The following is a 15,698-nucleotide window of genomic DNA, read 5'->3' as shown; positions in this document are numbered from 1 at the left end:
TATGCATATTTTGTTTTTAACCGATAATTTTCCACCGGAAGGAAATGCACCTGCTACAAGAACTTTTGAACATGCTAGAGAATGGGTGAAATTAGGGCATAAGGTTACAATTATCACAGGAGCACCTAATTTTCCGGAAGGAAAAGTTTTTGAAGGATACCAAAATAAATGGTATCAAAAAGAATACATTGAAGGTATAGAGGTAAGACGAGTTAAAACCTATATAACGGCTAATGAAGGTTTTGCTAAGCGAATTCTCGATTTTATGTCTTTTATGGCGACTAGCTTTTTTGCCGGTTTATTTGTTAAAAAGCCCGATGTCATTATTGGTACTTCCCCACAATTTTTTACTGCTGTAAGTGCTTGGGCGCTTTCAGCTATTCGATTTAAACCTTTTGTTTTTGAGTTAAGAGATATTTGGCCTGCTTCTATCACTGCTGTTGGTGCTATGGGACGAACCTTACCAATTCGAATTTTAGAAAAAGTAGAGATGTTTCTTTATCGTAGAGCAAATAAAATAATATCAGTAACACATAGCTTTAAGTCTGAGTTAATTGAGCGAGGTGTTGATGGCAATAAAATTGATGTGATTTTAAATGGTGTTGATTTATCAAAATATATCCCTGTAACTAGCAAAGATGAAGCTTTTGCGAAAGCATATGACCTCGAAGATAAGTTCGTTGTGGGGTATGTCGGAACACATGGCTTAGCACATTCTTTAGACAAAATAGTAGATGCCGCAGAGTTAGTTAAAGACTTTACTGAGGTAAGGGTTTTGTTTGCTGGCGGTGGAGCTGCAAAAGAACAAGTTGAAAGCTTAGTTAAATCAAAAGGTTTATCAAATGTTGTACTTATTCCTCGCCAGCCAAAGTCTGAAATGCCAAAGCTTTGGAGTTTATGTGACATTTCGTTAGTAAGTTTAAAAGATACACCATTGTTTAAAACTGTAATACCTTCAAAAATTTTTGAATCAATGGGAATGGGTTTACCGATGTTAATGACATCTCCAGGCGGGGAAGCATCGGAAATTATTAGAAAGACAAAATCAGGTGTTATTGTTCCTCCTGAGTCGCCTGAGCAGGTTGCTGATGCAATAGAAAGGATGTACCGAGATAAAGAGTTAATGAAGGAGCTATCACAGAATAGCGTTAATTCTGCGGTTAACTTCGATCGTGAAAAGTTAGCTTTATTAATGTTGGAAAAATTAGAAGAAGTCGTTAATTAACTTAAAGTGTGAGTTTAAATAGCAGGTAGTTGATGAAAATCTTGTTAGTTACGGGAGGTGCTGGTTTTATTGGTGCTAACTTTGTTCATTATTGGCTTCAACGGTACCCAGCTGACAAAGTGGTGGTTTTAGATGCATTAACTTATGCAGGTAATATTGCTAATTTAGACACTGTAAAAGGCAATGAAAATTTTACTTTTGTGCATGGTAATATTTGTGACCAATCGTTAGTAGAATATTTATTAGCTAAACATGAAATTGACACCGTAGTTCATTTCGCGGCTGAATCGCACGTTGATCGTTCAATTACGGGTCCTGACGCTTTTATTGAAACAAATATTATTGGCACTTATAGTTTATTAAAAGCAGCTAAAAAAGTATGGTTAGATGGAGATGCTGTACTTGAAGGTCATCGCTTTCATCATGTTTCAACAGACGAAGTTTATGGTACATTATCAGCAACTGATCTTGCATTTACTGAAGATACCGCATATGCACCAAACTCTCCTTATTCTGCTAGTAAAGCAGCAAGTGATCATTTAGTAAGGGCGTATCATCATACTTTTGGTTTAAATGTTACTACTAGCAACTGTTCAAACAATTATGGTCCGTTCCACTTTCCTGAAAAGTTAATTCCTTTAGTTATTACGAATATTTTGCATAATAAGGCTTTGCCTATATACGGTGATGGACAGCAAATTAGAGACTGGTTATATGTAGAAGATCATGCCTATGGTATTGATTTAGTATTACAAAATGGCCGTATTGGAGAGAACTATAATATTGGTGGTAATAATGAGTGGGCTAACATAGATATTGTAAAAACCATCTCAAAGTTAGTTGAGCAGGAATTTATTAATAATGAGGAATTAGCTAAGCGTTTTCCTACTGCTATAGCGGCTATCGATAAAAATACGGAGTCTTTGATCACTTATGTTAAAGATAGACCTGGGCATGACAGACGTTATGCAATTGACGCAACTAAAACAAATGATGAATTAGGCTATCAACCGAAAGAGTCATTTGAAAGTGGCATTGCTAAAACAGTGCAGTGGTATTTAACGAATGCAGCTTGGTGGCAGAGCGTGATAGATGGCTCTTATCAAAGTTGGATTAAAGAGCAATATTCTTAATTAGCTTTCCCCTATATAGCGTTAATAACTCTAATTAACGCTATATTCTTTAACATTTATCCCTTAGAATCATGTTCATAAAATTTACTATCGCATAGTTGATGAATAAAGGATTTACATGATTTTACCCGTAATTATGGCTGGCGGCTCTGGTTCGCGTTTATGGCCACTTTCACGCCAACTTTTTCCTAAACAGTTTCTAACGCTTCATGGTGAAAACTCTATGTTGCAAGCTACTGCATTACGATTGTCGGGTATTGAACATCAAGCGCCTATTGTTATTTGTAATGAAGAGCATCGCTTTTCGGTTGCAGAGCAGTTTCGTACCAATAATATTGACAATAGCGGTATCATTTTAGAGCCTGTTGGACGAAATACCGCTCCTGCTATTGCCTTGGCTGCATTTGAAGCCTTAAAAAAAGGTAATGATCCTTTATTACTTGTACTTGCAGCCGATCATGTTATTAAAAATGAGCAAGCGTTTTGTAACTCGGTTGAGCGAGCAGCGCCGTATGCAGAGTCTGGCAAGTTAGTGACTTTTGGCATTGTACCAACGGCTGCTGAAACGGGTTATGGTTATATTAAAAAGGGTAACCCTTCGACAAGCTCAGGGCGAACGGATGGGGCGGAAATGGAAAACCCTTCGACAAGCTCAGGGCGAACGGTTGGGGCGGAAATGAATAACTCTTCGACAAGCTCAGGGCGAACGGTTGGGGCGGAAATGAATAACCCTGCGACAAGCTCAGGGCGAACGGTTGGGGTGGAAATGAATAACCCTTCGACAAGCTCAGGGCGAACGGTTGGAGAGGGAATGCAAAACCCTTCGACAAGCTCAGTGCGAACGGCTAGTGCGGAATTGGAAAATCCTTCGGCGGGCTCAGAACAAACGGTATTAAATGGTTTCGATGTGGCAGAGTTTGTCGAGAAACCGGATTTAGCTACAGCTGAGAAATATTTAGCAAGTGGTGACTACTACTGGAACAGTGGTATGTTTTTATTTAAAGCCAGTTGTTATTTGGCAGAGCTAAAAGCGCATCGCCCTGATATTTATGAGGCATGTGAAAAGGCTATGGCAACTACTTCCAACGATATTGACTTTATTCGTGTGAATAAAGCAGCATTTGAAGCATGCCCTGACGACTCAGTCGATTATGCGGTGATGGAAAAAACCTCACAAGCTGTTGTTGTGCCCATGGATTGCGGTTGGAGTGATGTTGGTAGTTGGTCAGCGCTTTGGGATATTGAGCAAAAAGATAGTGATGAAAATGTACTTAAAGGCGATGTCATCAGTATCGACAGCTCTAATTCGTATGTTAACGCACAAGAGAAGTTAGTTGCTCTTGTAGGTTTAGATGATGTTGTTGTTGTTGAAACTAAAGATGCGGTTTTAGTTTCTAAAAAATCGCAGGTGCAAAAAGTTAAAAACGTTGTTAATCAACTAAAAGCTGAACAGCGCCCTGAGTTTAAATTACATCGTGAAGTATATCGCCCATGGGGTAAATACGACTCTGTGGATAATGGCGAACGTTTTCAGGTAAAACGCATCACGGTAAAACCTGGCGCTAAACTGTCAGTACAAATGCATCACCATCGGGCAGAGCATTGGATTGTTGTTTCTGGTACCGCCAAAGTCACCAATGGCGAGAATGAAATATTGCTTACTGAAAATCAATCGACTTATATTCCTATTGGCGTCGTTCATGCGCTTGAAAACCCAGGAAAAGTGGATCTAGAGCTTATCGAAGTACAATCTGGCTCATATTTAGGTGAAGACGATATTGTTCGTTTCGAAGATAAATACGGTCGAGTAAAATAATGATGTCTGTAAATAATGATACAGAAAAAAATAGCCAACAAATACTTGCTAATAGCGGCGTAGCTTTTGGTACTAGTGGCGCTCGCGGTTTGGTTGAACAATTCACTTCAGAAGTGTGTGCAGCTTTTACGCTTGCCTTTGTGGAATCAATCAAATCACAATTTGCTTTTGATACGTTAGCTATCGCGATTGATAACCGGCCTAGCAGTTATGCAATGGCACAGGCTTGTAGTGCCGTATTAAGGCAGCAAGGTATTAGTGTATTATATTACGGCGTTATTCCTACCCCCGCACTGGCTAGTGCGGCCATGCAACGAAATATTCCTTGTATTATGGTTACCGGCAGTCATATTCCCTTTGATCGCAATGGTTTGAAGTTTTATCGTCCAGACGGTGAAATATCAAAAAGTGATGAGCAAGCAATTTTAACTGCTCAAGCATTAGTGTCAGATTTAGGCGTGTTGCCTGAGCTAGAAGTTGATAACAATGCAGCTAACGAATACATCGAGCGTTATACGCGCTTATTTCCGCAGCCGATTTTATCGGGTAAGCACATTGGTATTTATGAGCATTCAAGTGCCGGGCGCGATTTATACCAAAGCTTATTTGAACAACTAGGCGCACAAGTAACCTCTCTTGAGCGCAGCGATGTATTTGTGCCAATTGACACCGAAGCCGTATCTGAAGAAGATAAAGCAAAAGCTAAAGCATGGTCACAAAAGTTCAAATTTGACGCGATTTTTTCAACCGACGGTGATGGCGACAGGCCATTAATAGCGGATGAAAAGGGTGATTGGTTACGTGGTGATATTCTTGGGCTTTTATGTGCGAAAGCACTCAATATAGAAGCATTGGCAGTGCCTGTTAGTTCAAATACCTCAATTGAATTGTCAAGTGCCTTTAAACAAGTAGACCGCACCCGCATTGGCTCACCGTATGTGATTGCTGAATTTGCGCGCTTATCTGAAAAATATAATGCCGTTGCCGGTTTTGAAGCTAACGGCGGCTTTTTACTTGGTAGTGATGTCGTTATAAACAACCAAACTTTAACCGCCTTGCCGACGCGTGATGCAGTGTTGCCTGCGATAATGTTACTAGCGGCGAGTATCGAAAGTGACAATGGGAACATCTCATCACTGGTTGCTGAGTGTTCAAAACGCTTTTCAGCAAGCGACCGAATTAAAAACTTCGCAACCGAAAAAAGCCAAAACATAATTAAAACCTATCGTGACAATGCTCAGCAGTTGATTGAATTATTAGGTTTTGACGAAATAAATGTTAATAACGTTGATGTAACAGACGGTTTAAGAATGACCTTATCTAATGATGATGTTATTCATCTACGCCCTTCTGGAAATGCACCTGAATTGCGCTGCTATGCAGAGTCGGTTGATGAAAATACCGCACAACAGCTAGTGGTTAAAGTTTTGAGTAATGTTGTTAAGTTGTAGTGAGTAACTTTATAAATTTTGCTCAGGGCGAACGGATTGGGAAAAGATTAATTAAGTAAATATTAAATGAACAAACTCCCGTGCATGCTGAGCTTGTCGAAGTATAGGGGGTTGTAAGGTGAAAAATGGCAGCGCTCCCTTCGACAGGCTCAGGGCGAACGGATTGGTAAAAGATTAATTAAGTAAATATTAATTGAACAAACTCCCGTGCATGCTGAGCTTGTCGAAGTATAGGGAGTTGAATTACTAGAACTCCCGTGCACGCTGAGCTTGTCGAAGTATAGGGAGCTGAATTGTTAAAACTCCCGTTCATGCTGAGCTTGTCGAAGTATAGGGAGTTGAATTACTAGAACTCCCGTGCATGCTGAGCTTGTCGAAGTATAGGGGGTTGTAAGGTGAAAAATGGCAGCGCTCCCTTCGACAAGCTCAGGGCGGCCCCTTCGACTGCTTCGCGCTTCCTTCGACAGGCTCAGGACGGACAGGGCGAATGGATTAATAAAAATTAATTGAGCAAACTCCCGTTCATGCTGAGCTTGTCGAAGTATAGGGAGTAAAACGGAAGAAATTTAAAATTAAGCAAGTAATTTTATTGTGGTCAATAAAATGCAGATGAATACACGTGATAAGGATTGAAATGAATATTACCATCGCCGGTACTGGCTATGTAGGTTTATCTAATGCGATGTTGCTTGCGCAGCACAACCAAGTGATTGCGGTTGATATTATTGAAGAAAAAGTTGCATTGCTAAATGATAAAAAATCACCAATTGCAGATAAAGAAATCGAAGACTTTCTTGAAAACAAAACGCTGAATTTTGTCGCAACTACCGATAAAGAGTTTGCCTACAAAAACGCTGATTATGTTGTTATTGCGACTCCTACTGATTACGACCCTGTAACCAATTATTTTAATACATCGTCTGTTGAAGCCGTTATTCAAGATGTTCTGGCAATCAATCCAAAAGCGGTTATGGTGATAAAATCTACGGTTCCGGTTGGTTATACGCAAAGTATCAAAGAGCAACTTAACTGCGACAATATTATGTTTTCGCCCGAGTTTTTGCGTGAAGGAAAAGCACTTTACGATAATCTTCATCCTTCTCGCATCATCGTTGGCGAACAATCTGAACGAGCAGAAGTGTTTGCAAGTTTATTAGCGCAAGGGGCAATTAAAGAAAACATTCCAACACTTTTTGCTGACTCAACCGAAGCTGAAGCGGTTAAACTTTTTTCAAATACTTATCTTGCCATGCGAGTTGCTTTTTTTAATGAGCTCGACTCATATGCTGAGTCTCACGGCCTAGACAGTAGGCATATTATTGAAGGTGTTGGTTTAGACCCACGCATTGGCGATCATTACAATAATCCCTCTTTTGGCTATGGTGGCTATTGTTTGCCAAAAGATACTAAGCAGCTTAGAGCAAACTATAAAGATGTGCCTAATTCTCTTATTGGCGCCATTGTTGATGCCAATACCACGCGTAAAGATTTCGTCGCAGATTCTATTATCGCCAAGCAACCTAAAGTGGTTGGTATTTATCGACTGATCATGAAAACAGGCTCAGATAACTTTAGAGCATCAAGCATTCAAGGGATCATGAAACGTATTAAGGCCAAAGGCATCGAAGTTGTTATCTATGAACCTGAGTTAAAAGAAGCTGACTTTTTCAACTCAAAAGTCATTGCTGACTTAAATGAGTTTAAACAAATCTCTGATGTGATCGTATCAAACCGTATGGCAAATGATATTAAAGATGTCGCTGATAAAGTATATACACGTGACCTTTTTGGTAGTGATTAAAATCTAAAGTGAAATACATATAAACTATTTAAGAGCATTAAACGACAGTCAAAACACTGTCGTTTTTTATTGGTTGTAATATAAATGTAAAAAAAATCATCTATAAACCCATGACAAGTATTTGAATAGCCCATAGAATAGAGCTAAGCAAATTAAAGTAGGGTTATTAAGGAAGAAAATGTCTAAACAAATTAGAAAAGCAGTTATCCCAGTTGCCGGTCTAGGTACTCGCATGTTACCAGCAACAAAAGCCATTCCTAAAGAAATGCTTCCAATCGTTGATAAGCCTCTTATTCAATACATTGTTGATGAATGTGTTGCCGCAGGCATTACGGAAATTGTACTTGTTACGCACTCTTCTAAAAATGCTATTGAAAATCACTTCGATAAATCATTTGAACTAGAAACCACTTTAGAAAAGCGCGTAAAACGCCAACTTTTAGACGAAATTCAAGCGATTTGTCCGAAAGATGTAACTATATTGCATGTGCGCCAAGGTGAGGCGAAAGGCCTCGGTCATGCGGTATTAAAAGCGCGCCCAATTATTGGTGAAGAGCCCTTTGTTGTTGTTTTGCCTGACGTTATTTTAGACGATGCTTCAGCCAATTTAAAAACTGAAAATTTGGCTGCGATGTTAAATCGCTATAATGAAGTAGGTGGTTACAGCCAAATTATGGTTGAACCTGTACCTATGGAGCAGGTGAGCAGTTACGGTGTTGTTGATTGTGGCGGTGCAGACTTAACGCCTGGTGAATCAAAATCGATGACTGCCGTTGTTGAAAAACCACCTGTTGATGAAGCTCCATCGAATTTAGCGGTTGTTGGTCGTTATGTTTTATCAGAAAAAATTTGGCAGCTACTTGAATTTACCCCTCCAGGTGCTGGTGATGAAATTCAATTAACTGATGCTATTGCTAGCTTGATGAAATTAGAAACGGTTGAAGCATTTCATATGACAGGAAAATCGCACGATTGTGGTTCAAAACTTGGTTATATGAAAGCGAATGTTGAATACGGTTTACGCCATTCAGAACTTGCTGAAGACTTTAAAGCCTATATTTCGAGCTTGGATTTATAATTACTCCTAAAGTCGGAGGGATTAACTTGATCAAATTCCCGTTCATGCTGAGCTTGTCGAAGTATAGGGCGTTGAGAAGTAAATCAAAGTGTTGCTTCCTTCGACAGGCTTCCTTCGACTGCTTCGCGCTCAGGACGGACCCTTCGACTGCTTCGCGCTCAGGGCGAACGGTTGGTGGGGTATTAAATCGAGCAAACTCCCGTTCATACTGAGCTTGTCGAAGTATAGGGAGTTGGAAAGTAAATAATTGTATTGCTTCTTACGGCAGGCCCAGGACGGACCCTTCGACAAGCTCAGGGCGAACGGTTTGGTGGAGTATTAAATTGAGCAAATTCCCGTTCATGCTGAGCTTGTCGAAGTATAGGGAGTTGTCATAGCCGGGCTTCCTTCGACAGGCTCAGGACTGACCCTTCGACTGCTTCGCGCTTCCTTCGACAGGCTCAGGACTGACAGGGCGAGCGGATTGGTGGGGTATTAAATTGGGCAAACTCCCGTTCATGCTGAGCTTGTCGAAGTATAGGGAGTTGCGACTTAAAAACTAGCGTATATAAATAACGAATCAATCATAACCTTAATTATTTAATTTCATGCAAACAGGCTTAATAAATGGATGTTAATACACTAATACCGTTAGCAGAAAACGCAAAAAATCGAGACATTACCTCATTATTTTCAGAGTCAAAACGAGCGCAGAAATATTCGGTTAGTGCCGCAGAGCTATTTCTTGATTATTCAAAGCAAAATATTAACGAGCAAGAATTTTCTTCACTTATCTCTCTAGCTAAATCAAATAACTTATCTTCCCAAATTAATAGCCAATTTAGTGGCGAAATTATTAACAATACCGAGCAGCGAGCGGTATTGCATACCTTGCTGCGTGCGCCTAATCAGCAAAAAATTGCCATATTAAAAGACCAGGCCGACGAGGTTATCGCCACAGAGCAAAAAATGGCGGATATTGTTGAAAAAGTCAGCTCCGGCAAAATTACGAGTAGTACTGGTGAAAAGTTTACCGATGTGATTGCAGTGGGTATTGGTGGCTCGTTTTACGGTGTTAAAATTGGTTTGTCTGCGCTGCAACCATATCTGCGTACTGGTTTAAATGTTCATGTTATTGCTAATGTCGACGGCGGCGCTCTTGCCGAGAAACTTGCAAGACTAACCCCTGCAACAACGTTACTCGTGGTTATTTCAAAAACCTTTACCACGCAAGAAACGCTATTAAATGCCAAAGCGATAAAAGCCTGGCTATGTCAGAGTTTGCCAAAAAACTGTATTGAAAAACAATGTTATGCGGTAAGCAGTAATGTTGAAAAAGCGACGGAGTTTGGTATTGCCAAAAACAACATCTTGCCAATGTGGGACTGGGTTGGTGGTCGGTTTTCGTTATGGTCAGCCGTTGGTTTACCTTTAGCATTGGCAATTGGCAATGATAACTTTGCGCGATTAAAGCAAGGTGCATTCAATATGGATCAACACTTCCAAAACGCACCTTTTGAGCAAAATATGCCGGTTATTATGGCGCTGCTAGGTATATGGAATAGAAATGCCCTAGGTTACCCGAGCTTAGCTATTTTACCGTATCAGCACTCGCTACGTGCGCTACCAGGCTATTTGCAACAAACAGATATGGAAAGTAACGGTAAGTCGGTATCAACAGGCGGTGAAAAACTTGCTTGGCTAACTGCGCCCATTGTTTTTGGTCAAGAAGGCACTAATGGTCAACATGCTTTTATGCAGTTAATGCATCAAAGTGATGACATTATTCCAACTGATTTTATTGTTAGTCTTAACGGCGACAGTGAATATACCTCTCACCATCAGGTGCTGGTAGCAAACTGTTTTGCCCAAAGCGAAGCATTAATGCAAGGTAAAACCTTAGCCCAAGCTAAACAAGAGCTGCAGCAAGCGGGTTTAAATGACCTACAAATTAGTCAATTAGCGCCACATAAAACCATGAAAGGCAATACCCCAAGTAATACCTTGGTTTGTCAAAAGCTTAGCCCTGAATCACTAGGCGCTATGTTAGCGCTTTATGAACACAAAATTTTTGTACAAGGCGCGCTATGGCAGGTGAATTCGTATGATCAGTGGGGTGTTGAATTAGGTAAAGTGTTAGGAAAAGACATTCTTAGTGCCATGCAAGGAAATAAAATCAGCGGTTTGTCTTCATCAACTGAATTTTTGCTTAATAAGTTTCAACAGGGTGATATTTAACCTTAATTTATCGACACTTTATACGCACGAGTGTTATTAAGTTATTTTCATATTACTTTTTGTTATATAAATTCTTTTTCTAATATGGAACAAACTTGCTTTTTCTGGCACTATAAATCCATCTTACTAATTATTAACAATTGTAGTCGATTCAATGAACTTAACTCATTTAAAAAAGCTGGAAGCTGAATCCATTCATATCATGCGTGAAGTCGCAGCAGAGTTCGATAACCCTGTTATGCTTTATTCAGTCGGTAAAGATTCTGCCGTATTATTGCACTTAGCACGTAAAGCCTTCGCACCTGGGAAAATTCCATTCCCGTTATTGCATGTTGATACCGATTGGAAATTCAAGGAAATGATTGAATTTCGTGATCAAATGGCGAAAGAGTATGGCTTTGAATTATTAGTGCACAAAAACCCTGAAGGTTTAAAAATGGGCGTAGGTCCGTTTACTCATGGCAGTGCAAAACACACCGACATTATGAAAACACAAGGCTTAAAGCAAGCCTTAGATAAATACGGTTTTGATGCGGCATTCGGTGGCGCACGTCGAGATGAAGAAAAATCTCGTGCAAAAGAGCGTGTTTATTCTTTCCGCGATAAAAACCACCGTTGGGATCCTAAAAGCCAACGTCCTGAGCTATGGAATATTTACAATGGCCAAGTAAACAAAGGTGAAAGCATTCGTGTATTCCCATTGTCTAACTGGACCGAGCTAGATATCTGGCAGTATATTTACCTAGAAAGCATTAAAATTGTACCGCTTTACTTATCTGAAAAACGCCCTGTCGTTGAGCGTGACGGCACACTTATTATGGTTGACGATGACCGCATGCCACTTGAGCCAGGCGAAAAACCTGAAATGAAGAGTGTGCGCTTTAGAACATTAGGCTGTTACCCGTTAACCGGCGCAGTTGAGTCAGAAGCGGCAAGTTTACCTGAAATTATTCAAGAAATGTTATTAACCAAAACGTCTGAGCGCCAAGGTCGAGTGATTGATCATGATTCTGCTGGCTCGATGGAAAAGAAAAAAATGGAAGGTTACTTCTAAGCGACAAGAAATCAAGCTTCAAGAATTCAAGTAACAAATACTCAAGGATGAGAGATGAATTTTGAAAATTTAGCAGTTTGGCAAAGAGCAACTGGGTTATCTGTTGCTACTTATAAAGCATTTGCCATGCACAAAGACTATGGATTTAAAGATCAAATTACGCGAGCTAGTTTATCGATAGCCAGTAATATTTCCGAAGGAATGGAAAGGCAAACATCTAAAGAGAAATGCCAGTTTTTGTATATTGCTAAAGGTTCTTGTGGTGAATTGCGAACACAATTATATATTGCTAAAGAAATTAACTATCTTGAGCGTTCTTTTGCTGATAACTGCATTAGTGAAACAACCGAAATTTCCAAGATGTTAATGGGGTTAATTAATAAAATCAGAGAGAGTTAATTGGGCTTAAAGCTTGTTGCTTACAACTTGTAGCTCTAACTTTCAAAAGGAAACAACATGAGTCACCAATCAGACTTAATTGAACAAGATATTCAAGCTTATTTAAAGCAACATGAAAATAAAGAATTAGTACGCTTTTTCACATGTGGTAGCGTTGATGACGGTAAAAGTACCTTAATTGGCCGTTTATTACATGACTCAAAAATGATTTTTGAAGATCAACTAGCGGCTATTGAAAACGACAGTAAAAAGTCGGGCACTACAGGTGAAGAGGTTGATTTAGCCTTACTCGTTGACGGTTTGCAATCAGAGCGTGAGCAAGGTATCACTATCGATGTTGCTTATCGCTATTTCTCGACAGATAAGCGTAAGTTCATTATTGCCGACACTCCAGGTCACGAACAATACACCCGTAACATGGCAACTGGTGCTTCAACGTGTGAGTTAGCAATTATTCTAATTGATGCTCGTCATGGCGTACAAGTGCAAACACGTCGTCACTCGTTCATTTGTTCATTGCTTGGTATTAAGCATGTACTCATTGCTGTAAACAAAATGGACTTAGTTGATTATAGCCAAGAGCGCTACCAAGAAATCAAGAAAGATTACCGTGAATTCGCCGAATCATTAAACTTTAACGATGTACGTTTTGTGCCTATTTCAGCACTTAATGGCGATAATGTTGTTGAAGAAAGTGAAAACATGTCGTGGTACCCAGGTGCCACCATGATGAAACTTTTAAACACCATTAAGTTTGAAACTGATGAGCAGTTCACCCAATTTAGATACCCTGTGCAATATGTCAATCGTCCGCATTTAGATTTTCGTGGTTTTTGTGGCACCGTAGCCTCTGGTCATGTACGTGTTGGCGATACCATCGTTGCTTTGCCATCAGGCAAAGAAAGTACGGTTAAATCAATCGTGACTTTTGACGGTGATATTGAACGTGCTGAAAAAGGCATGGCGGTTACGCTTACCTTAGAAGATGAAATTGATATTAGCCGTGGCGAAATGATTGTTAAGAAAGACAGTCTACCAACCAGTGCCAAAAATATTAATGCTACTGTGGTTTGGATGCATGAAGACGAGCTAGAAACTGGCCGTGAATATTACATCAAACATGGTACAAAAATGACCACAGGTCATGCGAGCAAAATTGTTAACCGTATTAACGTTAATACCATGGAAAAAGCAGATGCAACGCAATTACTACTGAACGAAATCGGTTCTGTTGATTTTGAAGTGGCAGAAGCGTTGCATTTTGACCCGTATAACGACAATGCAGGCACAGGTGCATTTATCATTGTTGACCGCTTAAGCAATATTACGGTTGGCGCAGGTATGATCAACAATGCACTTGCAGATCAAGACAAGCAAAGCTATTCAGAATTTGAAGTAGAATTTAACGCGCTAGTACGTAAGCACTTCCCACACTGGGGCGCTCGAGACATTCTTAAAGCTCAATAGTTACAATAACGCTTGTTGGTGAATGCCAACAAGCGTTTATTGCTACAAGGAAACATAAATGTCGGCGATACAATGGCTTATGTTATTGATATTTTTTGCTACGTTTTTAGGTTTGCTAAAATATCAAAAACATCCTGAAAGAATATTTGCTGGCGCTACGCTTGTTTGCTTGGCGGTTTCTTTTGTCTCTTCAGACGACATACTGCGCAACGCAGTTAACCCCGGCTTAATCACCTTAATTTTACTAGTCTTTTGTTCATTTACCTTTGAGCGAACCAGTATTTTAAGGCGTTTATCAGGGTTAATGATCAACGGTTCTAAATTTAAAATCACTTTAAAAACGCTTATTAGCACTGCAATAGCCTCGGCATTAATGAGCAATACAGCGGTGGTTGCGACATTAATAGGCACAATAAAAGCTAACACCGTTATCAACCCAGGGAAATTATTACTACCCTTATCATTTGCTGCTATTTTAGGTGGCACGTTAACGCTGGTGGGCACATCAACCAATCTTATCGTTAACAGTATGTTGATAGAGCAAGGAGAGCAGGGCTTAGGCTTTTTTGATTTTACCCTTGTTGGTGCTTGTGCATTATTTGCTTGTTTTTTTGTGATAATTGCCAGAATTTATAAACTGCCTAATATGAAAGGCAGTAAACTTGAAACCCAAGATTATTTGCTTGAAGCTGAAGTACAAGCGGATTCGAGCATGATAGGTAAGTCGGTTGAAGATAACGGCCTGCGTAATCTCGACAGCTTATTTTTAGTGGAAATTGTTCGTCGCGGGCGCTTAATTTCACCGGTGGCACCGGATGATTATATTATTGCTGGTGATAAATTGATCTTTACCGGCGATATTTCTAAAGTCCTTATTTTGCAGCAATTTGATGGTTTAACCTTATTTGCGGAACAAGATGGCTTATTGCGTGATAACTTAACCGAAGTTTTAATCAAACCTGATTCAGCCGTTATTGGAAAAAGCTTAAAAAGCGCCGGTTTTCGCGCACGATTTGACGCAGCGGTTGTTGCCATTCGCCGAGAAGGTGAACCCCTTTCCGGTAAGCTTGGTGAAATTGTGATTCAATCAGGTGACTTTCTCGTATTAGCGGTTGGCCAAGATTTTGCCTCTCGAACCAACTTAAGTAAAAACTTCTTTATTCTTTCCGGTCACAAGCCAGACAATATGCTTAGTGGTTGGCGTGATCATATGACCATTTGGGGCTTTTTTGCGGTGATTGGCGTTTCAGTCTTTACTGAAATCACCTTATTGAAGTGCCTGATGTTTTATATTGCTCTGTTGGTGATGACAGACTGTTTAACCGTCAACGAAATTAAGCGACGTTTTCCATTAGAAATATGGATGATAGTATTAAGTGCATTAACCCTAGCAACTGCATTGGAAAATACCGGTTTAGCGAGCTTGTTAGCGGGGGGGTTAGAAACTGTTATGCAAGGGCAAAGCGCGTTTTTTGCCTTAGTGGTTATATTTTTTATTACCTTAATAGTGACCGAATTGGTGACCAATAATGCGGCAGCCGCGTTAGTTTTTCCGATTGCTTACAATATTGCTCTTGGTCTTGGCGTAAGCCCAATGCCATTTGTTATGGCGGTCGCATTTGGCGCAAGTGGCAGTTTTATCAGCCCATTTGGCTATCAAACCAATGTTATGGTGTATAGTGCCGGTAACTACAAGTTAACTGACTTTATTAAATTTGGTATCCCAGTCTCACTCACCTACAGTGTGGTGGTGTTGACTATGATACCGATAATATTTCCGTTTTAATGCTTCGACAAGCTCAGCATGAACGGCTAGGGTAAAAATTACATAATACTGTTCGTCCTGAGCTTGTCGAAGGAAGCGCGAAGCAGTCGAAGGAAGCCTGTCGAAGGAAGCACGAAGCAGTCGAAGGAAGCGCGAAGCATTAGAAGGAAGCCTGTCGAAGCTGTCAGTAGTCAGGGAATTATGAATAATTCAAGCTTGATGAGTTTTATTATGGCGAACCGCCGTTTTAATACTTCGACAAGCTCAGCATGAACGGCTTTGATTATACGTT

At 40.1% G+C, this 15,698-nt stretch carries 11 protein-coding genes; all 11 read left to right on the top strand.

The genetic code is table 11. The features are described 5' to 3' along the window. The first annotated feature begins 1 nt into the window (after window position 1). The 11 genes from ACRRSQ_RS09765 to ACRRSQ_RS09715 all read left to right on the top strand — a co-directional run bounded on the left by ACRRSQ_RS09765 (window position 2) and on the right by ACRRSQ_RS09715 (window position 15,427). The gene (locus tag ACRRSQ_RS09765; protein WP_440875547.1) at window positions 2–1,225 is read left to right on the top strand and encodes a glycosyltransferase family 4 protein; all 1,224 of its coding nucleotides are present in this window, start codon (window positions 2–4) and stop codon (window positions 1,223–1,225) included. 32 nt (window positions 1,226–1,257) lie between these two features. After that, window positions 1,258–2,358 carry a dTDP-glucose 4,6-dehydratase gene (gene rfbB / locus ACRRSQ_RS09760; protein WP_440875546.1) on the top strand — a complete coding sequence of 367 codons (1,101 nt, stop codon included), beginning with the start codon at window positions 1,258–1,260 and terminating at the stop codon, window positions 2,356–2,358. A gap of 118 nt (window positions 2,359–2,476) precedes the next feature. Continuing rightward, the gene (locus ACRRSQ_RS09755) at window positions 2,477–4,174 is read left to right on the top strand and encodes a mannose-1-phosphate guanylyltransferase/mannose-6-phosphate isomerase (protein ID WP_440875545.1); all 1,698 of its coding nucleotides are present in this window, start codon (window positions 2,477–2,479) and stop codon (window positions 4,172–4,174) included. A 2-nt stretch (window positions 4,175–4,176) separates the two neighbouring features. After that, a complete protein-coding gene (locus ACRRSQ_RS09750) occupies window positions 4,177–5,625 on the top strand; it encodes a phosphomannomutase (RefSeq protein WP_440875789.1) in 1,449 nt (482 codons plus the stop codon). A 634-nt stretch (window positions 5,626–6,259) separates the two neighbouring features. Beyond that, a complete protein-coding gene (locus tag ACRRSQ_RS09745; RefSeq protein WP_440875544.1) occupies window positions 6,260–7,426 on the top strand; it encodes a nucleotide sugar dehydrogenase in 1,167 nt (388 codons plus the stop codon). Window positions 7,427–7,604: 178 nt separating this feature from the next. Further along, window positions 7,605–8,504, top strand: a complete 900-nt coding sequence (galU, locus tag ACRRSQ_RS09740; protein ID WP_440875543.1) for a UTP--glucose-1-phosphate uridylyltransferase GalU — start codon at window positions 7,605–7,607, stop codon at window positions 8,502–8,504. Window positions 8,505–9,110: 606 nt separating this feature from the next. Next, entirely contained in the window at window positions 9,111–10,721 is a 1,611-nt protein-coding gene (gene pgi, locus ACRRSQ_RS09735; protein WP_440875542.1) for a glucose-6-phosphate isomerase, read from the top strand. A gap of 154 nt (window positions 10,722–10,875) precedes the next feature. After that, window positions 10,876–11,775, top strand: a complete 900-nt coding sequence (gene cysD / locus ACRRSQ_RS09730) for a sulfate adenylyltransferase subunit CysD (protein WP_440875541.1) — start codon at window positions 10,876–10,878, stop codon at window positions 11,773–11,775. A gap of 54 nt (window positions 11,776–11,829) precedes the next feature. Further along, window positions 11,830–12,174, top strand: a complete 345-nt coding sequence (locus tag ACRRSQ_RS09725; RefSeq protein ID WP_440875540.1) for a four helix bundle protein — start codon at window positions 11,830–11,832, stop codon at window positions 12,172–12,174. Between the two features lie 57 nt (window positions 12,175–12,231). Then, the gene (gene cysN / locus ACRRSQ_RS09720) at window positions 12,232–13,641 is read left to right on the top strand and encodes a sulfate adenylyltransferase subunit CysN (protein ID WP_440875539.1); all 1,410 of its coding nucleotides are present in this window, start codon (window positions 12,232–12,234) and stop codon (window positions 13,639–13,641) included. Window positions 13,642–13,699: 58 nt separating this feature from the next. Further along, window positions 13,700–15,427, top strand: a complete 1,728-nt coding sequence (locus ACRRSQ_RS09715; RefSeq protein ID WP_440875538.1) for an SLC13 family permease — start codon at window positions 13,700–13,702, stop codon at window positions 15,425–15,427. Window positions 15,428–15,698 lie beyond the last annotated feature (271 nt).

The organism is Thalassotalea sp. PLHSN55 (assembly GCF_052030545.1).
Taxonomy (GTDB): Bacteria; Pseudomonadota; Gammaproteobacteria; order Enterobacterales; family Alteromonadaceae; genus CANMXU01.
Note: the sequence above shows the minus strand (reverse complement) of the source record. Positions and strands in the feature narration are given on the sequence as shown.